We start from the raw sequence: 26,036 nt of genomic DNA, 5'->3' as shown, positions 1-26,036 counted from the left end.
TTAGTGGAATTGTAGATAAGCCACGTGCGTTTGCAGATATTCCTGCAAGCCGTGTTTGCCGTCAGCGCCGCCGACGCCCGATTTACGCCACCCCGCATGGAAGCCCTGCATTGCCTCGAAATTCTCGCGATTGATATAGGTTTCGCCGAATTTCAGCAGCTTCAGCGCCTGCATCGCGGTGTTGATATTTTGCGTATAGATCGACGACGTCAGGCCATATTCGCTATCGTTAGCCATGGCGATCGCCTCTTCCAGCGTGGCGAACGTCGCTACCGGCAGCACCGGGCCGAATACCTCTTCGTGCATAATCGGCATATCCTGGTTAACGTCCACCAGCAGCGTCGGCGGGTAAAAATAACCGGTGCCGCCTGCGCGCTGGCCGCCGAGCAACACTTTCGCCCCCTGCGATACGGCTTTCGCCACTTTGTCCTCCACCCGCTGCAACGCCGCCGCGCTGATCAACGGCCCCATATCCAGATCTTTTTGCGCCGCGGTATTGCCAAAGGTCACTTGCTTCATCGCTTCGCTCAGGCGCGAGATAAATTCGGCGTACACCCCTTGCTGCACGTAAACGCGTTCCGCGCAGTTGCACACCTGCCCGCTGTTGATGACGCGGGAACTGACAATGGCTTTCACCGCCAGATCCAGATCGGCGTCATTCATCACGATGGCCGGCGCTTTGCCGCCCAGTTCCAGCGACACCTTGGTGACGTTCTGCGCCGCGGCGGTCATGGTGGCGATGCCCGCGGCGACGCTGCCGGTCAGACTGACCATGCCGACCTTCGGGTTGGCGGCCAGCTCTTGTCCCACGGTGGGGCCGAAGCCGGTGACGATGTTCAGCACCCCCTTGGGCAGACCGATGTTATGAACGATCTCGGCGAAAATTATCGCGTTGTTGGGCGTAATTTCGCTGGGCTTGATAACGATGGTGTTGCCGGTGATCAGCGCCGGCGCAGCTTTGCGGGCGATGAGGAAGAATGGAAAATTCCACGGCAGAATACCGGTGGTGACGCCGATGGCTTTGCGGAATACAAAAATGTTCTCGTTCGGGCGGTCGCTCTGGATGATTTCCCCTTCGTAGCGACGCGCCCATTCCGCCATATAATCCAGATAATCGGCGGTGAACAACACTTCGGTCTGCGCCAGCGCGTGGGTTTTTCCGCCTTCGGCGATAATGGTGTCCGTCAGCTCGGCGGCACGCTCGCGGATGCCGTCGGCGATTTTATGCAGCCAGACGCCGCGCTCTACCGCCGGCAATGCTTCCCAGCCGGGCTGGGCGATTTCGGCGGCGTCAACCGCTCTTTTGGCATCCTCCGTCGTGCCTTCCGGGATCTGCGAAATCACCTGCTCGGTCGCCGGATTCACCACGTCAATCCACTTTCCGCTGCGGTTTTCGACAAATTCGCCGTTGATGTACATTTGCTTCTGAATGGTGGTCATGTAGAGCGTCTCCAACGTCTGGATGCAGTGATGAACGAATTGTTAATAAATTAGTTCTTTTTTGTGAGATTTACGCATCCTGCCCTCTCCGTCAGACTTTTACCTTTGTGTTGCTGCCATTTAATATCGGAAAGTGGCAAAAACATCATGACTGACGCGTTTGATGTAACATTTTTGCAAAATTTCGCAGGAGGGAGTGGTGAGAGCGGTACTTATCGGCCAGAAATTAAAAAAGGCGGGGGGGATTCAGCAACGCGTATTGCCGAAAGGCGATGTTTTATTTCCCGTAAAAGTAATAAATTTTACCCTTTGGGCAGTTATGCTACAGTGTGGTGGTGAATCGCAGTCTATTCGCGATGTGAAAGCGGGAACGACAGGAAATTGGGAAATTATGAACAGGCCGCAAGATAAAAAAATAAAAAATATAAAGTTTAAAATAAAAGAAATGTTGTTTTTGACGTTATCAAAAGCAAAAAAAGAGCCCCTGGACATGAAAAACGTAAAGAGTATAGGGGTACTTCTTTTTAACGTCGGTCTTGGCGATGTTATTGTTGCAACCGGAATATTTCGGGAGTTAAAAAAACACGGTTATCAAGTCAGCGTATTTGTTGATGCTAAATCAGCCTTTTTATTCGAAAGAAATATGAATGTTGAGAATGTCATTGTCGTAAAAAGAAAAGGTATTATTGATAATTATAAGGAATTGTATTTTGATTTACTGATTGACCTGTATAGTCGGGTAGATGAGCATTTTAATATCCGTTATCTTAGTGTGATAACCAAAATAAAACACCGCTATTGTATCGGTTTTGATGTTAAAAATACCAAAGTCTATAACGATAACATTATTCCTGCCAGTAAAGAAATTCATCTGACAGATGCTTATGCCAGCTTGTTAAATCATATCGGTATTCATGATGCAGACCTGTCGTACGATATTTATTTGCCTGAAGAAGAAAAAACGCAAGCAAAAGGATTCTTAGCGCCGTATGCGCATAACAGGATCGTCGCCTTTAATCCGTATGCATCAAATGACACAAGAAGTTTTACTTCTCAGCAAATTGATGAGCTTTTGCGTTTATTGCAGAAAAATGATGATGTTATTGTGATTATCATCGGTGAAAAGAATAAAATAGCCGATATTGAAGAGCGGGAGAGGGTAATAAAGAATCCTTTTGAATCTTTCTGGGGGGCGGCAGCGATGGTTGCTTACTCTGACATGGTTATATCGGTAGAGACCTCAATTGTTCACTTGGCGAACGCGTTGGACAAAGAGTTAGTATCGGTTTACAGTTCTGAAAAATTTGGCGGCTATGAATCAAACTTTTTATTTGCTCCTCATTATGATAAGGCCGTGCAATTGATTGCGCCAAACGGCGCCGCGAGGAATATGAATATTGATGTGGTGTTTTCTTATGTGAAAATTTTTTTAAATTCTAAATAAGAAGTTTTTCTTATTAGCATTAGTTCATGACGCCATGATTAAAGTATGGCGTTTATTGAGTTATCTTTATATGATTTTTCTACTAATTATACATTGTTCACATTAAAATTTATAATTGTTTTCTGAGTCATTTTTTATAAAAAAACTTGGTTATTTTATACATAAGATAATAAAATATAGAGGGTATTATTTTCCCTTCTTTTCGTAATTCCTCTGAATAAGTTTTAAGAACATATCGATTGCTAGTTTCTTTATCGTAAAGTTTTAGTTTCACATTTTTACATGGAGAGGATGAAAGATACTCAATATATGTTTTATTATTTCTTATTTTAAACCAAGGCTTTGGATTGGCTGCAAAATGCAAAATTATTACATCTTTAGGAATATGATCATCTTTTTGTAGCATAAAGTTATATTTTGAAGGGAGGTAATGTATATCCCCATCCATTAATATATTTAAAGCATCTTGGTCCGGCCAGATAAATTTTCCATTATCATCAATGATTAGCTTTATTGCTTTATCAGTGAGTTTATTACTTACCCATTTTTCTGTATTTATCAGCATGACGCCAGAATTGAAATATGTTTCATCAAGATTGTTGAATAATAACTTTCGATACTCACTAGCCGCAATATCTTTAATACAGGCTGCATGGAATTTAGAAATATCAAGAGAAATAAGAGGCGAGAGGCTATTTATACAAAGAGTATCACAATCCATATATAAAACTTTTGGAGTTATAGTCTTTAATATATCAGAGATAATGAATCGCAAACAAGCTGATGATAATCTATTCTTATTTAAATACCAGTAGCTATCTGATGATTCATTTAGATCTTTTGTTAGTTCATCTATAAATGAATGATTTATTTCATAGTTATATATGGTTAAGTTATTGGCTAATAAAGATTTAAATCTGTCTAATGATATTTTACTAACATTTAAAGTGAATAAATGAAGAACAATATTTATATCCGGATTGTTTTTAATAATCGAAAAAGCTGAAACACAAGCTGGCATGGCATAGCCGTCATCAAAACATAGCGCTATATGTAATGTTTCAAATTCTGGTACACTATTCTCATTAAATATTGACTTTTTTTTTATGAATCTTTCTGTTTTCATATTAAGTTTATTTCATAAGTGAGTTTAGAAAAATGGATTATTTTTTTTGAAACTTATATTTTTGATAATATATTTTTGTAGACAAATACTGTATCAATATTTTTTGCTGCTTCATCGGGGGCTATTAATTGTATTGAGTTTTCATGATTGGGAGCATAAAATTGATCCCCTTGAAAGCCATTAATAACTTCTGAGCTATATATAGAAACCAAGGGCTTATTAAATGCACTGGCTATATGTACAATGGATGTATCAACAGAGACTACCAAATCAGATAATTTGACGATGGAGGCTGCATTCCAAAATGAACTAAAGCTGCAAATATTAGAGTTAAGTGATTTTTTTATTTTTATGATCTTTTCTTGCTCCCCTATTATAATAATATGTGCATTATCGATATTTTCACATAGTTTAAGAAGTTCATTTGTCTGTTTGATTGTTAAACTTCTTCTAGTGCAGGAAGCAAAAGGATTGAGGGCAATTATTTTTTTCTCAGGAAATTTTTTTAAATATTTTTCTGTTTCCTCAATAAATGAAGCTGGGATATTTAAGTGATATTGAAGAGATGACTTTTGTATACCCAATAACTCAAGCATTTTCTGATATGCGTGGGTTATATGTGCATGTTTTTCGTTAACACTAAAAACGATGTCATAAGGTTTCTTGTATGCAGAATTAAACCCTATACAGAATTTATGACTGATTAGTGAAATTGTTTTGATGTACGAGTATGTGAGATATTCTAACCTGCTATATAAATCGATTATTAGATCAGTTTTAATACTTTTTAGTTTATTGAAGTCGCTTTTTCCTTCTATAACTATAATTTCATCAACACCTTCTATACCTTCAAATAGAAAGAATACTCTATTATTGATTAAAATCCTAACATTGTAACCATGATTATGTAATTCGCGAAATACGTCACTAAGAAATATAACGTCACCAATACCTATCCCTGTTAGTATGAAAAGAATATCATGTACTTTTTCAGGAGAGAATTGTTCGTTTTTTCTTTTCATCTGTAATAGCAATAATTTTATTTTTATCTCTTTTTTTAATTTTTTTGTTTTATAATTTCTTTGTCTATTAATATGTTTTATCTTTTTTATTAAATCCATAATCTCTTATCCTGAGAGTGATCGGTTTTACTATTAGTCTGATAAATTTATTGAGATTTAAAGTCTATGCTAGATCTTAAAGAGTTGAAAATGGTAGAAGGTATTATTTTATTTTTTTTAAAAAGTAACACCAATAAAAATAAATAGCAGAAATTCTTTTTTTCCGATGAAACATATGCTTAGCGCAATATCTTAGCTGATTCGCATCCTGAGGCTCTTGTAATGGCATATCTTTCCAGGGCGAGTGCTGTTTCGCCTGCTGGAAAAAACGGGTGCTGGGATAATCCGCCCATGCATGCCAGGGCTTGGTTGGGCCGATATAGTGGATAAACACCGTACTGTCGTTGATCGGATGAGGGTAGGTCTGGCCGGGCTTACATTTAAGCTCATAATTAATACTAAATTGCGTATTGTATTTCTTATCAAGAAAAAGAATATGACCCGGCAATAAAATATTAAGAATATCCTGATCGGGATAGGATATTTTTCCTTTGGTCTTGTTATCCGTTAACAGGCTCATCGTTTTTTGTGTGACGTTGAACTCATGCCATTTCTTTAAGTTGATCAGTAAGAAGCCGGAATTAAAATAGCCTTTTTCAATTGTCGGCGTCGCCAGTCTTTGTGCGCATTTGGCCCACCAATTATGCGAGCCTTCAGCAACCGCCGCAATGATATGGTGACTGATATCTAAATCAATTAATTCCTGTAGCGAACCATTGCAGGTGATGTCGGAGTCCAGATAAACGATCTTATCCAGCGTATTGCTGAAATAGTCGGTGATAATAAAACGGAAATAGATCGCATAGGACCAATTCTTGGTGCTGGGCAACTGTTTAAGCCAACCGCAATTCACGATATAGAATGTGATCGTTGTGTTATATTGTTGCGCCAGTTCACGGAATTTTTCTCGTTCATCGTTTTCCAGCGTATCGGTAAAAACATGAAAAGCCAACTGCTGAGAAGGGTTATTCATTAAAATGGATGCGATGGAAATGGCGCAGCCAAACAGGAAGTTTTTATCCGTGCCGAAAGAAATATTTAACGCCGGCTTGCTTTCCGGTTCGGCGCTAAATGAAAATTCGATGGTTTCGGTAATAACATCGTTTTTATTGAAATACATAATAATCTCAGCAATAACGTTTTTCGTGATGCGGCAGGTGAAGTCGATTAGCGGTTCGATATAAACCGAATCGTCTCTTTAATTTCCTGATAATATTTTTCATCATAAAAACGGCTTATCGAATCTTTGATGATATCGGCAGGCGGCAATGCGACCTGGTTAACGATGCCTTGCAAAATAGAGGTCAGGACCGCGGTTTCTCCGGGAGGATATAACTTTCCATTGATGTCGTTTTTGATGATATCTCCCGGTCCTGAAGGACAATCGGAACTGATGCAGTAGACGCCGTGAGACATCGCCTCAAGTAAGGTCATTGGCAGACCTTCAAATGCCGAGGTCATCACGAATGCGCTGACGTGCTTTATTTTGTCCTGAACGTATTCCCACGGATTCGCCTGCCAGCCATGCCAGTGGATGCGCTGACCGATGCCCAACGTCTGTGCGTAATCCTGGCAGATTTTCATATCCGAACCATCGCCCACGGCATGAAATATCCAGTCGCCATCAAGTTTGGCGAGCGTATCCAGTAAGTCTTTAAGCCGCTTCTGGCCGGTGAATTTTATTCTGCCGACATATAAAAACGAGGCCGGCTGGGTTGGGCCTGGGCGGGGAATGATTTTCTCCGTCGGCGTTACCGGATTGAATATTGTAAAGATGTTATCCGCCGGCACGCCGCGGGCGACCAATTGCTGTTGAATACCCGAGCTGATAGCCAGATGATAATCGGCCGTCAGCACGCGTTCGGCGTGCTTTTTATGATCGAGAGAATAGTGGATCCATGAAATCAGCCGAATATCTCTTTTGCTGGCTTTTATCGCTCTGGAGGCAATCAGACAGGATGGCGCATCAAACGAAATCACAACATCAGGATGGTTTTTTGCAATATAACGTCCGAGCGCGCAGGTATGCCTGAGTCGTCTGATAAAGGAAATCTTGATGCCTGAACGGGAATAAACGGCGTTTTTACCTGCAAGCCAGTTTTTGTCCATTCTGTCGTCACGGCAAAGGAAATAGAGCGTATAGCTGTTCCTGGTTTCAGGATCGTCGGTGAGAAAGCGGGTTACCTTTTGTATTACCGTTTCAATGCCGCCAAACCCGGATACGGCTTCGCCAACGAAAAGTATATTCATATTGATTCAATCTTGCCGTGGATTAGAGTGATTTGCGCTCGGTTCTGCGTTTGATTTTATCAGCCTTAATTTCAGCTTCACTGAGCAGGTTTTTTTCATCTGTTACTATCATGCGCAACGGCTGATTAAAATAAATTTTCATGAAATAAAAGATATCCGATTTCGTCAAGCCGATATCCAGCGATGAAAAATATAAACCAATAAGGTCTTTATTACGCCAGCGGGTAGGGACTGTTGCCCTTATCTGAGAACGATGTAAATCAATCACCGATATTTTCAGCTCGTCGCTGCCCGGCGTATAGGGCAGGTGGAGTAAAAAGTGGCAGATATAGCAATCGCGATGATTGACGCCGGCGGCGTGCATTTTGCGCACCATTTCCGCCACCCGGCGGATAATCGACCTTTTCTCCCGTAACAGCGGTCGGCGGCGCGGCCACTCGGCGCAGTAATCCTCCAGGCTGATCGCCGGGTTAAGATCTTCCGTGATAATAAAAGAGTGGCGGCGCAATGGGTTTAACCCACGCTGACCAAAGCCCACGCCGCGCATGGTATCCACGCCCGCCTCGGCCAGACGGTGGATGGCATGCCACTCGCGGTCGGCGCCCAGTACCGGCAGCCTGAGCGAAACCAGGTTTTTAAGCGCTTCTTTCAGCGTGGTGCCGCGATGTATTTTGATGAAATACGACTGGCCGTCCAGGGTGAAACGCAAGGTTCGTCGGCTTTCAAGCGCCCGAAATATCTCGCCGTCGAGTTTGTCGACTTCTTTAAAGGGATCTTTATCTTTCCATAAAGAAGCGAAAGGGGGTTTTAATTCAATCATACGGCTCATTTACTCATCGTCGCCTGAAATCAGCATGGCTGCTTTCTGCGGCAAACTGTATAAATCTTCGCTATCGGCGAAATGGCGGGCATTATGCGCCCAGTTCCGTAAGCTGTCCGGCTGGCTCAGCGCGTCCCGCAAGGCGTCGTTCAGGGCGTCCTGACGGTAGGGCGAGGGGATGACGCGCCCCGCCTGCGCCTTGTCGATATAGAAAGCATAGCCGCACACCTCGGTAACCATCACCGGTAATCCGGCGGTGAGCGCTTCCAGCAGTACGATGCCGGCGGCTTCCTGATAAGCCGGATGCATCAGCAGGTCGGCGGCGGCCATAAAGTCGGCGATATCATCGCGCCCGGAGAAAAAACGAACATTGTCACCAATGCCGGACTGGGCGGCCAGCGACTGGTAGCGCTCAGGTTTATCCTGCCCGACAACCAGGAACACCACGCGCCGGCGGAGTTCCTCCGGCAAACTGGCGATGGCCCGGATGCTGCGCTCCACGCCTTTGCGTTTGAAATCGGAACCGACCTGAAGCAGGACGACGGCGTTTTCGTCGATGCCTTGCGCGCGGCGGAATGTCTGGCGGGCGTCGGGCGCCCGGCGATCGTATTTGCGGTCGAGAGCGATGCCCGGCGGCAGAATAAAGAAGCGTTCATCCTGCGTGGCGTAATGCTTTTTAAAATCCGCAATCTGGCGCTGGGTCAGCATCAGCATTTTGGTGTGGCCGGCGCGATCGAATACCGCTTGCTCAAATGCGGCGTAATGGCGGTAGCGCGGCGTCAGGCGGTAGAGCCAGCCCTTTTCCTGCGCCACCTTTTCCGCATAGCACACGTCGGCCGCATAATAGAAATCCAGTCCCGGCATTTTATTAAAGCCCAGCACGCGATCGACCGGATGTTGCTGCAAATGGCGCCGCACCCACTCGGCATAGCGGCGGTTGCGGGTATGGTTGCTGATGCCGGATACGGGTACCAGAATAATCTCCAGGTTATCCGGTTTTTCGCCTTGCCATGACAAAACATAGACGCGGACGTGATGCCCCTGGGCGACGCAGGCCTGGGCAATACTGTAAAAGTCACGCTGTAGCCCGCCAAAAGGAAAATATTTGTACAGGCAGATGGCGATATTCATGGCGATTCCTTATTTCCCGCTGGCGAGATGTGGTCGGCAAACAGGCTTTCCGCCGCCTGAATCACGTCCTGAGCGGGAATGCAGGAGAGGTACTTATGGCTTCGGTCGAGATGCCGCCGCTCCGGCATGGCCTGATAATCTCCCGCCCAAATGACGATGCTGTTATCCGACCAGGGCCGCCATTTTTTATGGTCGGTAGGACCAAACAGGCATACGGCGGGGGTGTTTAACGCCGCCGCCATATGCATCGGCGCCGAATCCACGCCGATATACAGCACCGCTTTGTCGATCAATGCGGCCAGTTCCGGAAAGCTGGTTTTGCCGGCGAGGGAGATATCCGGCTTATGTCCGCATTGTGCGTGAATATCGCGGACCATATCGAGATCGTCCGACGACGGGCCGCAGGTCAGCACGACTTCCCATCCCTTTTGTTTCAGATGATCAATAACCTGGGCGAACTTATCGTTATCCCAGCATTTGAATAACTGTCTGGCCGTCGGTTGAATCACCACGTAGGGCTGATCCAGCAGGTGCGGATGCGCGGCGAAAATGCGTGCCGCCTCTTCAGCGCCGTAAGCAAGGGTCATGCGTTCTTTCCGCTGTGCCGCAGGCAAACCCAACGGCGCAAGCATCGAGCGATTTTGCTCGATAATATGCTCGCCCTGCGGGCGCACGCATTCGCTGAACAGTGAACGCCACCATTTCCCTTTCAGGCTATCGCCGCGGTCTAGGGCGATGCTGCGGCTTGCCAGCGATTTGATTAACAGCGCGACGGGCCATTGGTCGGCCAGATTGACGATCAGATCGTAATGATTGCGCTTAAGCGTTTTTCGTATTGCAATGAATTCTTTTATTTTTTCCGGCAGACTCGCCGTTTTTCTTTTTAAGCCGTAGAGATGATGAATATCCGGATTTTTCGACAGTATGGGGCGAGTGTCTTCGTACAGCAGCACATCGATCTTGGCAGCGGGATAATGGGCTTTCAATGTGCTGATAAGCGGCGTGGTAAGCAGCATATCGCCGTGAAAGCGCAGTTTCACAACCAGAATCCGATGACAGGGAAGGGCTTTTTCACTCACTCGCTTTCCTTACTTTCCTTAAATAACGGAACGCTACCGCCCCTGGCTCAACAGCTACCAATAGACTGCGGGTCATGCTCCGGATTATCACCAATAGGGCGCGCACGCGACTGCCGCGCCGTTTTATGCCGCTATGGTACTAAAAGCCGCTATGCTCTCACAGTGATAATTAAGATTATATCCGCCATCTTGCCAGCGGCGGGGACGTCGCTGGCAGGCGCTGATTTCCGCCGTTGTACCCGGTTATCGTTTCAGTAACGTGCCGGTCAATGTGGCGGCGAGGCAAAAGGTCAGCAGCCAGGCGATTAACATATCCCGTGAGTACAAAATAACATCGCTCAAACCGTACATGATCAGCGCAAAGACAATGGCCGCCAGCAGGTGGCTTCTGAGAACAAACAGGGAAAAGTAGATCAGGGACGCATAAAAGAGGGTTAACATCGCGACGCCAGGCAATCCTTTAAGGGAAAACGCCTCGATCGCTTCGTTATGCAGGTGAACATTCAGGTATTCCACCGCGCCGCTTAAACCGGGCTTTTGCGCGGCCAGGGCGGTAATGTGCGCGGAACGCTGCTCGGCGGATTGCCCGAACAACGCCTCTTCTCCCGCTTCAATCCCCGATTGATACATGGCAATGCGCGCGCCGACCGAGGTCTTGCTGTTATTCATGCTGTAGTTGCGTATGTCGTTGCGCAGGTCGTCGGCGCGTTTCTGGATGGTGTCGTGAAACAGCAGCGAACACAGCAGAATAGTCATGACGGAGCCGACAAAGGCTTTGATGAGCAGCGGTTTATCGTGCCGAACCTCTGATAACAGGATCATGACGCCGACAATCGGATAGACAAAAATGGCCGCCCGCGTCTCTGTCAAAATGATCGCAACGGTGACGAGTAAGAAGTGCGCCAGATAGAGATAATATTTATAGCGTGAGTTGAGTTTGAGCAGCACCTGCGCGCTCAGCGCGCCGATAAAGGTCAGGAAATAAGCGGCGCTGGTCGCCTGACCGAACATCAGCCTGATACGGTGCATATCATCAAATACGGATTGATAAAACGCATAGCCTACCGTAAGCAGACAGATCGCCAGTATGCAGGGCAGGTGATATTTTCGCCGCTCCTGAATATTGTTCAACGCGGCAAGCATAATGAACGCCCCCAAAATACAGGCATGGGCGGCAGACAAGTGGGCGTCGTAGACGTAAAAAAATAAACTATCCTGGCGAGAGTAGTGATAAAACCAAATGAGATTGATGATGCCGATAATCAGCAGGCACAGCGGCGTAATCAGCAGGCGTTTGGCCGCAAGCACCGTTTTCAGATGGGTCATCACATAAAAAACGGCAAATGAACCGGTTAAATAGAAAAACCATCCGGCGATAACGGTGCTGAACGGCATAATACATAACGTCAATAAACAACCGGGAAAAAGGGCTTTTAGCGCCAGCGCGGAACTCAGGTCTGGTGTTTTTACCAGCCCATATCTTAAATAATTAAGCATGTATTTTTATTCAAAAGTCGGGAGTGGGATTACTCGCCTGATGGGGTTAAGTCTATCATTTGATCCAGTTTTTGCCGGATTTCCCCGGCGGTAATGGCCGCCATGTGCCGATTTTCAGACAGTTCCGCCACCTGATTCAATCCATATCCGCCGATCAACCCCGGATCTGTCGGGCCATACAGCGTGATGTTGGGACGATCCAGCGCGGCGGTTAAGTGGCTTAACCCGGTATCGACGGAAACCACCGCTTTCGCGCCGGCCAACACTTCCGCGACTTGTTGCAATGCAAGGCGAGGTAAAACCTCGACGTGATGAAACCCTTGTGCCAGACGCAGCGCGCGCTGATGTTCATGTTCGGCGCCCCAGGGCAGCTTAATCCTTAAGCCGCTGGGTTGCAGCAAGGCGATCAGTTCCCGCCAGTGCGCCTCCGGCCAGTGTTTTTCATCGCGGGTGGTGGCATGAAGAAACACTAAATATTGATTGGCGTCGGCCGGCAAGCGAGAAAGAAAGCGCGGGGCGATGGCATAGTCGCCTTTCTCGGCCGGTTTTTTATAGTGCAGGCTGGCGGCGAAAAGCTCGCGTACACGTTCAACCGCATGCAGCCGACGACTGACGTAATGACGATAGTTATAGAACCAGCTGGCGAGTGGTTCGCGGGCGCTTTTGTAATCCAGTCCGTGTTTTTTGCCGCGCGCGAGGCGCGTAACCAGCGCGGCGCTTTTAATCAACCCCTGCGCATCGATCACCGCGTCATACCGGTATTCACGCAGTTGTTGCCTGAAGCGCGCGCGTTCCCGGCGTGTTTCGGCGCTGAACCAGCTTTTTCTCCAGCGACGGAGAGCCACCGGGAGCACGCGGGACACCGCAGGGTGCCAACTGGGGATCTGTGCGAACCCTTCTTCCACCACCCAGTCAAACTGGATGCCGGGCAATGCCTGCATGGCGTCGGTCAGGGCGGGTAACGTATGAAGAACATCGCCCATTGAGGATGTTTTGACGATCAGCACCCTCATGCGCCTTCTCCCGGCGCGGTCAGGTATTTTTCCAGCGCGGTGAGAACCTGTTCCGGCTGAATATCGATGAGACTTTGATGGTAGCCCTGTTCTGCATCGCCTTTACGCACCCGCTGATAACCGGTAATTAAGCGAATAACTTCCGCCCGATGCGACAACGGCGGCGTAAAGTCAGGACTGCTGGGGCCGTAGAGCGCGATCAGCGGACGATCGAGCGCGGCGGCGACGTGCATTAGCCCCGAGTCGTTGCTCACGACCGCGTGACAGGCGGCAATCAGCACCACCGCCTGTTCCAGCGACGTTTGGCCGGCAAGGTTGAGGCAGTGCGGCCGGGCGTTTTCCGGCAATGCCGAGCGAATATCATCGCCTGCCGGCCGGTCGTTGGCGGATCCAAACAAGGCGACTTGATAACCCCGTTCAATCAGCATTTGCGCCAGCGCGGCGTAGTGATAATGCGGCCAACGTTTGGCGGGGCCAAATTCCGCGCCGGGGCAAAAACCGATAACCGGGCGCGGCCCCTTCAGTTTGAAGGTCGCCGCCGTCGGCGCGATTTCCTCGTCGCCGACCTGTAGCCGGGGCCACAATACCGGCTGAGGAAGATCCTGCGCGCTATGAATACGGTCGCGTTCGTAGGCCAGCGCGACATAGCGCTGCACCATCAGCGGAAAGGCGGCTTTATCCAGCACGCGGACATCCGTCAGCAGCCCATAGCGCATTTCCCCACGCCAGCCGGTCCGCTGCGGGATGCCGGCGAAAAAGGGCACCAGCGCCGATTTAAATGAATTGGGTAATACATAGGCGCGGTCGTAATGGGCGGCCCGCAGAGAAATACCGAGGCGACGACGTTCTCCCAGCGCCAGTGCGCCGTGGCCCAACGGCATCGCCAGCGCCTGATTGACCTCGGGCATGCGCGCGAGAAGAGGGCGGCACCAGGCCGGCGCCATCACGTCGATGATCGCTTGCGGATGTTCCGCCTTCAGCGTGCGATACAGGCTGTGCGACATCATCATATCGCCGACCCAGGAAGGGCCGATAACCAGGATTCTCATGCTTTTGCTTTCATACCGTTTATCAGTTCCTTAATGGCGCATGCCTGCCTATGGGGCGTAACGATCCCGGATTAAGCGGAGCGGTTCAGCCAGGCCATATATTCAGCGACGCCTTCGGCAACGGTTTTAAACGGTTTGTCGTAACCAGCCGCGCGCAGTTTGGTCAGGTCTGCCTGGGTGTACGCCTGGTAACGGCCTTTCAGCTTATCCGGGAATTCAATATATTCCACGCTGCCTTGTTGATGGAACGCCAGCGTGGCATCGGCAACCGCCTGGAAAGATTCAGCCCGGCCGGTGCCGCAGTTGAAAATGCCGGACACGCCTTTTTGCCAGAACCACAGGTTGACGGCGGCGACATCGCCGACGTAGATAAAGTCCCGTTTGAAGTTTTCGCTGCCGGTGAACAGCTTCGGATTTTCACCCTGATTAATCTGTTTGTTCAGGTGGAAGGCGACGCTGGCCATGCTCCCTTTATGTCCTTCGCGCGGACCGTACACGTTGAAATAGCGGAAGCCGCAAATTTGCGATTCGGCCTGCGGCAGAATTTCGCGTACGTATTGGTCGAACAGGAACTTGGAGTAGCCGTAGACGTTCAGCGGTTGCTCATATTGGCGATCTTCAATGAAGTTATTGTCGCGACCGCCATAGGTTGCGGCGGAAGAGGCGTACAGGAACGGGATATTGCGATCGAGGCAGTAGTGCAGCAGCTCTTTGGAATACTGATAGTTGTTTTCCATCATGTACTTGCCGTCCCACTCGGTGGTCGACGAGCAGGCGCCTTCATGGAACACGGCGTCGATATCGTCCAGATTGTCGCCGGCGATGATATTGGCGATGAAATCCTCTTTATCCATGTAATCGGTGATATCCAAATCCGCCAGATTGACGAATTTCGTCCCGTCTTTCAGGTTATCGACAACCAGAATATCCCGATAGCCAATGTCATTGAGCGCTTTTACGATATTGCTGCCGATGAAACCGGCACCGCCAGTAACGATAATCATGGGATCTACCCTTGTTAATCTTGCCGGTGAGGCACCGCGCCTCACGCTGTTTATGAACGCTATAATAGCATTTCATTTTATCGCAAGCAGCCCGGCGTGCGTTTATCCGGGATTTCTGCGAGCGGAGAAAGAAAAATAGCGCAACGGTTTAGCGTTTAATGTGATTTTTCCGCGGATCCGAACCAGGTTTGCCAGCGACGTTTTACAAACACGACGGCCGCGTTGTCGTGAACGGCATCGCCGAACAGTTGGAGCATCGCCCCGTTTTTCACGGCTTCAGGCGGATGTTTCACCCTGCACTGTTTTATCCCAATGAATGGTTTGCCGCCGTCGGCCGTCGGCCGGGTTTTTGGCGCTTTCGGCGTAACTGGCGCGGATAAAGGCTCGTCGTGCGGCATCGGTTCATTCAGCAACTGGCTGGGGCGAACTAAAACGATGTCAGGCGCCAGCGTGGGCAGCATCTGCTGCAAAACCTTAATGGTCGACGGATGCGGGTGGCCGATGGCGATGGCGGAGCCGCTGCGCCGCGCAATCTGCACCGCCCGGTTAAACTGCTGGCGGATATCGGCCTCATTTTTCGAGTCATCCAGGAATACTTTGCGCTTAATGACCTTGACGCCGGTTCCGGCGGCCGCGCGGCTGGCCTGACTGCTGCCGATGGTCATGCTGTCGAGAAAATAGAGGTGATAGGCGCTCAGCGACTGCATCACTTTTTGCATGCCCGGCAGGCTGGAGGTCATCGCGCTGCCCATATGATTATTCATCCCGACGGCGTAAGGCACATTGTTGACCGACTGGCGAATGATACGCGCAATCTCTTCGCTGCTCATGTCAGGATGCAGGGTGTCGCGCTCCAGGGGCTGTTTGCTGAGCGGCGCCATCGGCAGGTGGATCAGCACTTCACGGCCTTGATTATGCGCCTTGGTCGCCATTTCTCTGGCATAGGGCGCATTCGGCAAAACCGCGACCGAAATGGCGGTGGGCATGTTTAAAACCTGATTCTCGTTATGAGGGCGATAGCCGAAGTCGTCAATCACAATGGAAAGTTTACCGGCCATGATGAACGGAGATAACGACAACAGGCTGAAAAGCAATAGTATTTTTGATTTTAACTGGTACAAGACTATCTTCCCAACCAAGGTTGTGGGTTTACCGCCTGCCCCTGGCGACGAATTTCAAAATAGAGCGCGGGCTGGCTTTGTCCTCCGCTGGTCCCTACCAGCGCAATCGGCTCGCCCGCTTTGACCTGAGCGCCGACGGAAACCAGCGCGCTCTGGTTATAGCCGTATAAGCTCATATCGCCTTTACCGTGCTGCACCACCACCACCAGGCCGTAGCCTTGCAGCCAGTCGGCCATCAAAACGGTGCCGTCGGCGATCGCCTTCACTTCGGTGCCTTCCGGCGCGGCGATCACCATACCTTTCCAGCGTAATTCGCCTTGCAGCGATTCGCCGAAACGATGTTCGATACGGCCGCGCACCGGCCAGAAAGCTCTTGCGGCGGGGCGGCCCAAACCACCGGTGCGCGCCATCAGCGATTGCTCGCTTGCCGTCGGTTTATAGCTGCCGCCGCTGCGTTTGGCCTGCTGCTCTTTGGCCCGCACTTTGGCCGCTTCCCGCGCTTCTCGTTCCGCCCTTGCCTTGGCTTCCCGCTCCGCCCGTGCGATTTGATCGCGCAGCCGGGTTTCATTCTGCCGCAGTTCAGTGAGCAAACGCTGGTCTTTTTCCAGCGAGCTTTCCAGCGTCGTCAGCGTTTTCCTGCGCTCGGACTGCGCCTGTTCCAGCGTTTGCTGCTGCTGTTGTTGGTCGCTCAACAGGGTTTTTTGCTGATTTTGCTTTTGTTCCAGCAACTGTTTCTGGCTGGCCAGCTCGGTTCGCGTTTGCTGTAACTCATTGATGGATTTCTGACGCGCTTCGTTCAGATAACCGAAATAGGCGAGAATACGTTCGCTGCGCTGGCTCTCTTCGCCGCTCAGGATCAGTTGCAGCGCGCTGTGCTGTCCCTGCCGGAAGGCGGCGTCAAGCTGGCGCGACAGCATATCTTGTTGTTTTTTTTGCTGTGACTGCAATCTGGCGATGGAGGCGCCGAGTTCGCTCAACTCTTTGTTTAAGGCGGACAGCGTATTGCGTGTTTCGCGCAGCTGGCGACTCGATTGGGCAATCGACTGTTCCTGTTTTTTCAATTGCTGGAGCAGCGCGCCGCGTTGCTGCCGCTGCTGCTGAACGCTTTTTTCTTTTGCCGCGATATCCTGTTGCAGATTTTTGAGCTGCTGCTGATTATCAGCGGCCAGGCTGATATCGGACAACAGCAAAACGCCGACGCAAAACGCGCAGGCGCTCCGGGCGAACCGCTGCTGTAACGACGGAAATTGAGCCGTGGCGCGACAGGCGGTTCTCAACTGTACAGATAACGCTTTTTTACTCATAGCAAAGGATTATTCCACGATGAACAGCGGCTTACCAGTCGTCTAATTCTGGATTTCTATTTCCATTCGTGACAAGCATGGCATGGAATCCGCGGCAGGGGATGGATAAATGGGAACCTATGCGCATAGAATGATTGAATTACGCGTCCGGCGAGTGATTTTTAGCGGCCCGGCGTCGCCGGACGGGCCGTTGCCGGCGCAATGTCGGGCATTTCTCCTGGAAATTATGTATCGCGCCGCAGATTCAGTACGCGATGTTGGCTTACGGGCTGTAATTGCCGTATCGCGCAGGTATACTCAGGAACCTTATATTTTATCGCTTAACTGATTCGGGAGTCGTTATACCCCATGCAAGAGATTATGCCATTCATTAGCAAGCACCCTATATTGAGTGTGGCCTGGGTTGCCCTGTTCGTTGTTGTGATCGTGCTTACGGTGAAGAGTAAACTTTCTAAAGTGAAGGAAGTGGTTCGCGGCGAAGCGATCCAACTGATCAATAAAGAAGATGCGGTGATTGTCGATATCCGAAATCGTGACGACTATCGTCGTGGTCATATCGCCAATGCGTTTAACCTGTTGCCCAATGATATTAAAAGCGGCAGCGTAGGCGAGTTGGAAAAGCATAAAACGCAGCCGGTGATCGTGGTGTGCGCCAACGGATTGACCTCTCGCGATGCGGCGAACGAGCTGCTGAAAGCGGGTTTTGAACGCGTAATGGTGCTGAAGGACGGCCTGGCTGGCTGGAGCGGTGAAAACCTGCCCCTGGTGCGCGGTAAATAAACGGTTCGCGATATAACAAATTTCGCAGTGCGGACTGGCTGCAACGCCAGGCCAAGATTACGTAATCGACTGATGCCTGCCTTCGCCGACGACGGAAGGCGTCAAAGAAATCCAACAAAAGGTATTATTTAACATGTCTGAACAAAACAACGCCGAAATGTCTTTCCAAATCCAACGTATCTATACCAAGGATATCTCTTTTGAAGCGCCGAACGCGCCTCAGGTATTCCAGAAAGACTGGCAGCCGGAAGTGAAACTGGATCTGGATACGGCATCCAGCCAACTGGCGGAAGATATTTATGAAGTGGTTCTGCGCGTTACGGTAACGGCTTCTCTGGGTGAAGAAACGGCATTTCTGTGTGAAGTTCAGCAGGGCGGGATTTTCACCGTCGGCGGCATTGAAGGCACGCAGCTGGCGCATTGCCTGGGCGCATATTGCCCGAACATTCTGTTCCCTTATGCGCGCGAGTGCATTACCAGCCTGGTTTCCCGCGGTACTTTCCCGCAGTTGAACCTGGCGCCGGTTAACTTTGACGCGCTGTTTATGAACTACCTGCAACAGCAGGCGGAAGGCGAAGGCGCCGCGCCGAGCCAGGATGCCTGATGAACGCGTCTGACGCCTCAATGACCGTCATCGGCGCCGGTTCCTACGGCACCGCATTAGCCATTACGCTGGCGCGTAATGGCCATCAGGTCGTGCTCTGGGGACACGATCCCGACCATATTCATGCTTTGCAGGCCGCCCGCTGTAACCAGGCGTTTCTTCCCGACGTTCCCTTTCCGGATACGCTGCGGCTGGAAGCTGATTTGGCGCAGGCATTGGCAGCCAGCCGTAATGTGCTGGTCGTGGTGCCCAGCCATGTGTTCGGGGACGTCCTGCGTCAGATTAAACCCCATCTGCGCGCGGATGCGCGGCTGGTGTGGGCGACGAAGGGACTGGAAGCGGAAACCGGACGCTTGTTGCAGGATGTGGCGCGTGAAGCGTTGGGCGAACAAATTCCGCTGGCGGTCGTTTCCGGCCCGACCTTCGCCAAAGAGCTGGCCGCCGGTCTGCCGACGGCGATTGCGCTGGCGGCGACCGATAGCGAATTCGCTGACGACCTGCAACGTTTGCTGCATTGCGGCAAAAGTTTTCGCGTGTACAGCAATCCGGATTTTATCGGCGTACAACTGGGGGGCGCGGTTAAAAACGTCATCGCGATCGGCGCCGGCATGTCCGACGGCATCGGCTTTGGCGCTAACGCCCGTACGGCGTTGATTACCCGTGGACTGGCCGAGATGACCCGGCTGGGCGTGGCGCTGGGCGCGGATCCCTCCACCTTTATGGGGATGGCCGGATTGGGCGATCTGGTGCTGACCTGTACGGATAACCAATCCCGTAACCGGCGTTTCGGTATGATGCTGGGGCAGGGGATGGATGTTCAGGCTGCGCAGGATAAAATCGGTCAGGTTGTCGAAGGCTATCGCAATACGAAAGAGGTGCTGGCGTTGGCGCAGCGCTACGCTGTTGAAATGCCGATCACCGAACAGCTTTGGCAAGTTTTATACTGTGGAAAAGACGCCCGGGAAGCAGCGCTAAGTTTGCTGGGGCGTACCCGTAAAGACGAAAGCACCAATTAATAACATGATGATTTTTTAGGGCTTTCTTAATAAAGACGGCCCGGATGTTTTTGTGAGTAATAGACATCGGGGCTATGTCTGCCTGATGTGGCATTTCGGAGAGTAAGGCAATGTCGACAGAAGAACTGGAACTGGTCTGGAACAACATTAAGGCGGAAGCGCGTAGCTTGGCCGATAGCGAACCTATGCTGGCCAGTTTTTTTCATGCCACATTGCTGAAACACGAGAACCTGGGCAGCGCGCTGAGCTATATGCTGGCTAATAAACTGGCGAGTCCGATCATGCCGGCCATCGCGATTCGTGAAGTGGCCGAAGAGGCGTACCATGCCGACGCGCAAATGATTGTCGCCGCCGCGCGCGATATCCAGGCGGTGTGCCTGCGCGATCCCGCGGTGGATAAATATTCAACGCCGTTGCTTTACCTGAAAGGTTTTCATGCGTTGCAGGCCTATCGCATCGGTCACTGGCTATGGTCGCAGGACCGTCGGGCGCTGGCGGTCTATTTCCAGAATCAGATTTCAGTCTCTTTTGGCGTTGATATCCATCCGGCGGCGACGATTGGCTATGGCATTATGCTCGATCACGCCACAGGCATCGTGATCGGTGAAACCGCGGTGGTGGAGAATGACGTCTCTATCCTGCAATCCGTCACCCTTGGCGGTACGGGGAAAACCAGCGGCGATCGTCACCCGAAAATCCGTGAAGGCGTGATGATCGGCGCGGGCGCCAAGATCCTGGGGAATATCGAGGTCGGACGCGGCGCGAAAATCGGCGCGGGCTCGGTAGTATTGCAGCCGGTTCCGCCTCATACCACTGCCGCCGGCGTTCCCGCGCGGATAGTCGGCCGGCCGGAAACGGACAAACCGTCGATGGATATGGATCAGTATTTCAACGGCGCGAACCGCGGCTTTGAGTATGGCGACGGCATTTAATCTCGCCGGGCGGCGCATCAATCAAAACGGCTGATATTCTCATGTGCGCGGTGAATATACGAAATAAGGCGGCGAGCGATGACGGCGCCGTCGCCAAGATGTTTTACCAGTAGGAACAGTCTGAAACCCTTTCCCCCTTTCCCCTATTTGGCTGCCATTGCCGTTTATTCCGGCATAATGGCGCGCCTGTTTTCGCGGGGCGCCATCTGTGAAAACAGCATGAGTTGAACTATATATTTTATTATCCCCTGAATATTTCAGGGCGCGGCAATAGGGTTAACGCGTCGGTAATGGAAATAATGACGGGTATTCGGATAGTGATATTAAAGTTGCAGAGAGTCCAATAATGTATTTAAAGCGAGTGATAATCATCCTGTGTTTGATGGCGTCGTCCGCCATGCCGATTCTGGCTCATGCAACTGACGCGGCGAGCGCCGGCAGCGTGGTGAATAAGGACAGCGCCGCCGGGCATGACGAAAGCTGGTGGCAAAGAAGCAAAAACAATCTGTCGAAAACCTGGTCGGAATCACCGAACCATGACATCTACATTCCCGCGATTACCTGGCATAACCGCTGGACGTACGATAAAGAAAAGACCGATGAATATAATGAACGCCCGTGGGGCGCGGGTTACGGCGTCTCCCGTCTGGATGAAGACGGCGACTGGCATTCGCTATACCTGATGGCGTTCAAGGATTCGCATAACAAGTGGGAACCGATTGGCGGCTATGGCTTTGAGAAGCGCTGGCGTCCAACCCGCGATCAGGATTTCCAACTGGGCCTGGGATTTACCGCCGGCGTTACCATGCGCGACAACTGGAACTATATTCCGATCCCGGTATTGTTGCCGCTGGCATCCATCAGTTACCAGAAGCTCTCTTTCCAGGCGACCTATATTCCCGGTACTTATAATAACGGCAACGTTTTTTTCGCCTGGTTTAGATGGCAAATTTAATCAGAGATTAGCGTGTCCGGATATTCAGCCCCTTTTCGTGGCGTCGAAAGGGGCTTGCCTTCCGCAATCGACTTTAGGCTGTGCGGCAAAGGTCTATCGATTGATTGTTATTTATTCTCATGTCAACCATATTGGTTGAAATTTATTCGCTATCCTCCGTTACAATAGCGCTTCTTTTTTCTGAGCGGTGGATATTGCTGTGCCATTACTTATCATCACCACGATCTTGTGGGCTTTTTCATTCAGCCTGATTGGCGAATATCTGGCGGGCCATGTCGATAGCTGGTTTTCCGTATTGATGCGCGTCGGGCTGGCGGCATTGGTCTTCCTGCCGTTTTTACGCTGGCGGGGCTATGCGCCGCGGGTGATTTTACTCTATCTGCTGGTGGGCGCCTGTCAGTTGGGGATCATGTATCTGTTCGTTTTCCAGGCCTATCTCTACCTTACGGTGCCTGAATTTTTACTCTTCACGGTGATGACGCCGCTGTATGTCACGTTGATTTACGATCTGCTGCGAGGCGAGCGCCTGCGCTGGGGCTATATGTTCAGCGCGCTGCTGGCGGTGCTGGGCGCGGCGGTGATCCGCTACGACGAGGTCAGCACGCATTTTCTGTGGGGGCTGGTGCTGGTGCAGGCCGCCAATATTTTCTTCGCCATCGGCCAGGTCGGCTACAAGCGCCTGATGGAAGTGCATCCGATGCCGCAGCATACCGCCTTTTCGTGGTTCTATCTGGGGGCGCTGGCGGTTGCGGTGGTCGCGTGGCTGCTGTTCGGCAACGCCGAGAAACTACCTACCACCTCGTTGCAATGGGGCGTTCTGGTCTGGCTGGGCGTCGTCGCGTCGGGGCTGGGTTATTTTATGTGGAACTACGGCGCGACTCAGGTTGATGCCGGAACGCTGGGCATCATGAATAATTTCCACGTTCCTGCCGGGCTGCTGGTTAATCTGGCCATCTGGCAGGAAAAAGTGCATTGGCCGAGTTTCATCATCGGCGCGATGATCATTATGTCCTCACTGTGGGTACACCGGCACTGGGTCGTGAAGCGTCCCGTACAAACGGCAGATGCTCGCAAGCGTGCCGACGCGCCGAACGAATAAACGCGTCGATTACCGGTTGACGCTGCTCTCCGTCCCGCACGGCGGCGTACAACCGGCTCCACAACCCGTCTCCCAGCGTTTTTGTCACAATCAGCCCCTGACGTTCGAAACTTTCCACCACCCAGTGCGGCAGAGCGGCGATCCCCATGCGGGCGCTGACCATCTGGATCAGCAACAGCGTGTTATCGACGTTTTTCAGCGTCGGGCTGATGCCGGCGGGTTGCAGAAAATGACGCCAGATATCCAGCCGCTGGCGCTGCACCGGGTAAATCATCAACGTCTCCTCAGTTAAATCCTCCGGTTCAATGACCGCTTTTGCGACCAGCGGATGTTCAGGCGCCAGCACCAGCCTGACTTCAAAATCAAACAGCGGCGAATAGTGCAATCCGCTGCGCGGCAGGATATCGGATGTCATCACCAGATCCAGCTCGCCCTGCTGCAAAGCGGGCTGCGGATCAAAGGTGACGCCGGATTTAAAGTCCATCACCACCTGCGGCCAGTTTTGGTGGAACTCGTCCAGCGCCGGCGTCAGCCACTGAATACAGCTATGGCACTCAATCGCCAGACGCAGCGTCGCCTGGTGCGGTTCATTGCATGCCTGCAATGCCTGCTGGATTTGCGGCAAGACCTGCTCCGCCAGTTGCAACAGGATCTCTCCCTGCGGCGTAAAACGCAGCGGCTGACTTTTACGCACAAATAACCTGAACCCGAGACGCTGTTCCAGATCGCTGAACTGGTGCGACAACGCCGATTGGGTCTGATGCAGCGCGGCGGCGGCGGCGGCTAACGATCCCGTATTACGCAGCGCTTGCAACGTTCGCAGGTGTTTGAGTTCGATCATGAGAGTCCTTCACAGTGATAGTGAATAAATTGCGCTTGTGCCGAATACACTACCTGCGGATTATGGATGTGTAAACATCTGGACGGCTAAATAAGGGTTAACGATGACGATTTTAAATCACACGCTGGGTTTTCCACGAGTTGGACTGCGGCGCGAACTGAAAAAAGCGCAGGAAAGTTATTGGGCTGGTAATGCGACGCAGGAAGCGTTGCTGGCCGTTGGACGCGATCTTCGGGCGCGTCACTGGCAGCAACAAAAGGATGCGGGCGTCGATCTGCTGCCGGTGGGGGATTTCGCCTGGTACGATCATGTGCTGACCACCAGCCTGCTGCTGGGGAACGTGCCGGCCCGCCATCAGAATGCCGACGGCACGGTCGATCTGGACACGCTGTTTCGCATCGGCCGCGGCCGCGCGCCGACCGGCGAGCCTGCCGCCGCCGCCGAGATGACCAAATGGTTCAACACTAACTACCATTACATGGTGCCGGAATTTGTCAAAGGCCAGCAGTTCAAACTGACCTGGACGCAACTGCTGGACGAAGTAGACGAAGCGCTGGCGCTGGGCCACAAGGTGAAGCCGGTGCTGCTGGGGCCGGTTACCTACCTGTGGCTGGGTAAGGTCAAAGGCGAGTCGTTCGATCGCCTGTCGCTGTTGCCGGCTATTTTACCGGTTTATCAGCAGGTATTGGCTGAATTGGCTAAACGCGGCATTGAATGGGTACAGATTGATGAGCCGGCGCTGGCGCTGGAACTGCCGCCGGAATGGCTGGCCGCGTTCAAGCCGGCGTACGATGCGCTGCAAGGGCGGGTGAATGTGTTGCTGACCACCTATTTCGATAGCATCGGCCAGAACCTGGACACCATCAAAGCGCTGCCGGTACAGGGGCTGCACGTTGATTTGGTTCACGGTAAAGACGACGCGGCCGCGCTGCATGCGCAATTGCCGGCGGACTGGCTGCTGTCGCTGGGGGTGATTAACGGGCGCAACGTCTGGCGCGCCGACCTGAGCCAGTGGTTTGAACGTCTGCAACCGCTGGCGGGCAAACGAAATCTGTGGCTGGGAAGCTCCTGCTCGCTGCTGCACAGCCCGATCGATTTAAGCGTCGAAACGCGGCTGGACGATGAGGTGAAAAGCTGGTTTGCCTTCGCCATTCAGAAATGCGCGGAGCTGTCTCTGCTCTCCCAGGCGCTGAACAGCGGCGATGGTCGGGCGCTGGAGGCGTACAGCGCGCCGATTCGCGCCCGTCGTACGTCCTCCCGCGTCAACAACCCGGCGGTGGCTCAGCGTCTGGCGGCCATCACTGCGCAGGATAGTCAGCGTCAGAGCCCTTACCCGCAGCGCGCGGCGGCTCAGCGCGCGCGCTTCAAGCTGCCGGCATGGCCGACCACCACTATCGGTTCGTTCCCGCAAACCACGGAAATTCGCGGCCTGCGGCTGGACTTCAAGCAAGGGCGTCTGGACGGCAACAACTATCGTACCGGTATCGCCGAGCACATTAAGCAAGCGGTGATCGAGCAGGAACGTCTGGGGCTGGACGTGCTGGTGCATGGCGAAGCCGAGCGTAACGATATGGTGGAATACTTCGGCGAGCATCTGGACGGTTTCGTCTTTACCCAGAATGGCTGGGTGCAGAGCTATGGTTCCCGCTGCGTCAAGCCGCCGGTGATTATCGGCGACATCAGCCGCCCGCAGGCCATTACCGTTGAGTGGGCGAAATATGCGCAATCCCTGACCGACAAGCCGATGAAAGGGATGCTGACCGGCCCGGTCACCATTCTGTGCTGGTCGTTCCCGCGCGAAGACGTAACGCGTGAAACCATCGCCAAGCAGATTGCGCTGGCGCTGCGCGACGAAGTGGCCGATTTGGAAAAAGCCGGTATCGGCATCATCCAGATCGATGAGCCCGCTCTGCGTGAAGGCCTGCCGCTGCATCGCTCCGACTGGGATGCCTATCTGGCCTGGGCGGTAGAGGCGTTTCGTCTGAACGCGGCCGTGGCGCAAGACGATACGCAGATCCACACCCATATGTGTTACTGCGAGTTCAACGACATTATGGATTCCATCGCCGCGCTGGACGCCGATGTGATCACCATCGAAACCTCGCGTTCCGATATGGAACTGCTGGAGTCGTTTGAAGAGTTTGAGTATCCGAACGAAATCGGCCCGGGCGTCTATGATATCCACTCGCCGAACGTCCCGAGCGTGGAGTGGATCGAAGCGCTGCTGAAGAAAGCGGCGCAGCGTATCCCGGCGCAACGTCTGTGGGTTAACCCGGACTGCGGTCTGAAAACCCGCGGCTGGCCGGAAACCCGTCAGGCGCTGGCCAATCTGGTTCAGGCGGCGCGCCGTCTGCGCGAAGCGCAGTAAGTATCGAAGCGCACAGGGAGGCGAAAGCCTCCCTGACCTAAA

General features: G+C 51.7%; 23 protein-coding genes. 8 read left to right on the top strand and 15 right to left on the bottom strand.

Annotation, left to right across the window (positions count from 1 at the left end):
- The gene (aldA, locus tag ABRZ26_RS17430) at positions 1-1,440 is read right to left on the bottom strand and encodes an aldehyde dehydrogenase (protein ID WP_319605424.1); all 1,440 of its coding nucleotides are present in this window, start codon (positions 1,438-1,440) and stop codon (positions 1-3) included.
- A gap of 199 nt (positions 1,441-1,639) precedes the next feature.
- Here aldA and ABRZ26_RS17425 point away from each other — a divergent pair, with 199 nt between their 5' ends.
- Positions 1,640-2,884, top strand: coding sequence for a glycosyltransferase family 9 protein (locus ABRZ26_RS17425; RefSeq protein ID WP_319605423.1), 1,245 nt, complete (start codon positions 1,640-1,642; stop codon positions 2,882-2,884).
- A gap of 127 nt (positions 2,885-3,011) precedes the next feature.
- On the opposite strand, the gene ABRZ26_RS17420 is transcribed toward ABRZ26_RS17425, so the two are convergent.
- From ABRZ26_RS17420 to envC, 13 genes are all read right to left on the bottom strand, one after another.
- Positions 3,012-4,010, bottom strand: coding sequence for a glycosyltransferase family 8 protein (locus ABRZ26_RS17420; RefSeq protein ID WP_319605422.1), 999 nt, complete (start codon positions 4,008-4,010; stop codon positions 3,012-3,014).
- Positions 4,011-4,063: 53 nt separating this feature from the next.
- Complete coding sequence (locus tag ABRZ26_RS17415) at positions 4,064-5,131, bottom strand: glycosyltransferase family 9 protein (RefSeq protein WP_319605421.1); 1,068 nt, start codon at positions 5,129-5,131, stop codon at positions 4,064-4,066.
- Between the two features lie 103 nt (positions 5,132-5,234).
- Positions 5,235-6,251: a lipopolysaccharide 3-alpha-galactosyltransferase gene (waaO, locus tag ABRZ26_RS17410; RefSeq protein ID WP_413556310.1), complete on the bottom strand. Its 1,017-nt coding sequence runs from the start codon at positions 6,249-6,251 to the stop codon at positions 5,235-5,237.
- Between the two features lie 47 nt (positions 6,252-6,298).
- Positions 6,299-7,381 carry a lipopolysaccharide 1,6-galactosyltransferase gene (gene waaB, locus ABRZ26_RS17405; protein WP_319605420.1) on the bottom strand — a complete coding sequence of 361 codons (1,083 nt, stop codon included), beginning with the start codon at positions 7,379-7,381 and terminating at the stop codon, positions 6,299-6,301.
- A gap of 22 nt (positions 7,382-7,403) precedes the next feature.
- Complete coding sequence (rfaP, locus tag ABRZ26_RS17400) at positions 7,404-8,201, bottom strand: lipopolysaccharide core heptose(I) kinase RfaP (RefSeq protein ID WP_319605419.1); 798 nt, start codon at positions 8,199-8,201, stop codon at positions 7,404-7,406.
- Positions 8,202-8,210: 9 nt separating this feature from the next.
- A complete protein-coding gene (locus tag ABRZ26_RS17395) occupies positions 8,211-9,332 on the bottom strand; it encodes a glycosyltransferase family 4 protein (RefSeq protein ID WP_319605418.1) in 1,122 nt (373 codons plus the stop codon).
- Positions 9,329-10,411, bottom strand: a complete 1,083-nt coding sequence (gene rfaQ / locus ABRZ26_RS17390) for a lipopolysaccharide core heptosyltransferase RfaQ (protein ID WP_319605417.1) — start codon at positions 10,409-10,411, stop codon at positions 9,329-9,331. The genes ABRZ26_RS17395 and rfaQ overlap by 4 nt, the downstream gene beginning before the upstream one ends.
- A gap of 243 nt (positions 10,412-10,654) precedes the next feature.
- Positions 10,655-11,908 (bottom strand): O-antigen ligase family protein, encoded by a 1,254-nt coding sequence (locus ABRZ26_RS17385; protein WP_319605416.1) that lies wholly within the window; start codon positions 11,906-11,908, stop codon positions 10,655-10,657.
- A 29-nt stretch (positions 11,909-11,937) separates the two neighbouring features.
- Complete coding sequence (gene rfaC / locus ABRZ26_RS17380) at positions 11,938-12,921, bottom strand: lipopolysaccharide heptosyltransferase RfaC (protein WP_319605415.1); 984 nt, start codon at positions 12,919-12,921, stop codon at positions 11,938-11,940.
- A complete protein-coding gene (rfaF, locus tag ABRZ26_RS17375; protein WP_319605414.1) occupies positions 12,918-13,970 on the bottom strand; it encodes an ADP-heptose--LPS heptosyltransferase RfaF in 1,053 nt (350 codons plus the stop codon). The genes rfaC and rfaF overlap by 4 nt, the downstream gene beginning before the upstream one ends.
- A 71-nt stretch (positions 13,971-14,041) precedes the next feature.
- A complete protein-coding gene (gene rfaD / locus ABRZ26_RS17370; protein WP_319605413.1) occupies positions 14,042-14,974 on the bottom strand; it encodes an ADP-glyceromanno-heptose 6-epimerase in 933 nt (310 codons plus the stop codon).
- Positions 14,975-15,129: 155 nt separating this feature from the next.
- The gene (locus ABRZ26_RS17365) at positions 15,130-16,095 is read right to left on the bottom strand and encodes a divergent polysaccharide deacetylase family protein (protein ID WP_413556309.1); all 966 of its coding nucleotides are present in this window, start codon (positions 16,093-16,095) and stop codon (positions 15,130-15,132) included.
- A gap of 2 nt (positions 16,096-16,097) precedes the next feature.
- Positions 16,098-17,399: a murein hydrolase activator EnvC gene (envC, locus tag ABRZ26_RS17360; protein WP_319605412.1), complete on the bottom strand. Its 1,302-nt coding sequence runs from the start codon at positions 17,397-17,399 to the stop codon at positions 16,098-16,100.
- Positions 17,400-17,747: 348 nt separating this feature from the next.
- On the opposite strand from envC, the gene ABRZ26_RS17355 reads away from it, so the two are divergent.
- From ABRZ26_RS17355 to ABRZ26_RS17330, 6 genes are all read left to right on the top strand, one after another.
- Positions 17,748-18,179, top strand: coding sequence for a rhodanese-like domain-containing protein (locus tag ABRZ26_RS17355; protein WP_319605411.1), 432 nt, complete (start codon positions 17,748-17,750; stop codon positions 18,177-18,179).
- 133 nt (positions 18,180-18,312) lie between these two features.
- Complete coding sequence (gene secB, locus ABRZ26_RS17350; protein ID WP_319605410.1) at positions 18,313-18,783, top strand: protein-export chaperone SecB; 471 nt, start codon at positions 18,313-18,315, stop codon at positions 18,781-18,783.
- Complete coding sequence (gene gpsA / locus ABRZ26_RS17345; RefSeq protein WP_319605409.1) at positions 18,783-19,799, top strand: NAD(P)H-dependent glycerol-3-phosphate dehydrogenase; 1,017 nt, start codon at positions 18,783-18,785, stop codon at positions 19,797-19,799. The genes secB and gpsA overlap by 1 nt, the downstream gene beginning before the upstream one ends.
- 110 nt (positions 19,800-19,909) lie before the next feature.
- Positions 19,910-20,731 (top strand): serine O-acetyltransferase, encoded by an 822-nt coding sequence (gene cysE, locus ABRZ26_RS17340; protein WP_319605408.1) that lies wholly within the window; start codon positions 19,910-19,912, stop codon positions 20,729-20,731.
- Between the two features lie 346 nt (positions 20,732-21,077).
- Positions 21,078-21,686 carry a lipid IV(A) palmitoyltransferase PagP gene (pagP, locus tag ABRZ26_RS17335; RefSeq protein WP_319605407.1) on the top strand — a complete coding sequence of 203 codons (609 nt, stop codon included), beginning with the start codon at positions 21,078-21,080 and terminating at the stop codon, positions 21,684-21,686.
- A gap of 199 nt (positions 21,687-21,885) precedes the next feature.
- Positions 21,886-22,785: a carboxylate/amino acid/amine transporter gene (locus tag ABRZ26_RS17330; RefSeq protein WP_319605406.1), complete on the top strand. Its 900-nt coding sequence runs from the start codon at positions 21,886-21,888 to the stop codon at positions 22,783-22,785.
- On the opposite strand, the gene metR is transcribed toward ABRZ26_RS17330, so the two are convergent.
- Positions 22,691-23,626 carry an HTH-type transcriptional regulator MetR gene (gene metR, locus ABRZ26_RS17325; RefSeq protein ID WP_319605405.1) on the bottom strand — a complete coding sequence of 312 codons (936 nt, stop codon included), beginning with the start codon at positions 23,624-23,626 and terminating at the stop codon, positions 22,691-22,693. The two genes, ABRZ26_RS17330 and metR, sit on opposite strands and share 95 nt — an antisense overlap.
- 103 nt (positions 23,627-23,729) lie before the next feature.
- Here metR and metE point away from each other — a divergent pair, with 103 nt between their 5' ends.
- A complete protein-coding gene (gene metE / locus ABRZ26_RS17320; RefSeq protein ID WP_319605404.1) occupies positions 23,730-25,994 on the top strand; it encodes a 5-methyltetrahydropteroyltriglutamate--homocysteine S-methyltransferase in 2,265 nt (754 codons plus the stop codon).
- The last annotated feature ends 42 nt before the right edge of the window (positions 25,995-26,036 follow it).

It is taken from the genome of Brenneria sp. L4-2C (assembly GCF_040240335.1).
GTDB lineage: Bacteria > Pseudomonadota > Gammaproteobacteria > Enterobacterales > Enterobacteriaceae > Brenneria.
This window is presented reverse-complemented; position numbering and strand designations above follow the sequence as displayed.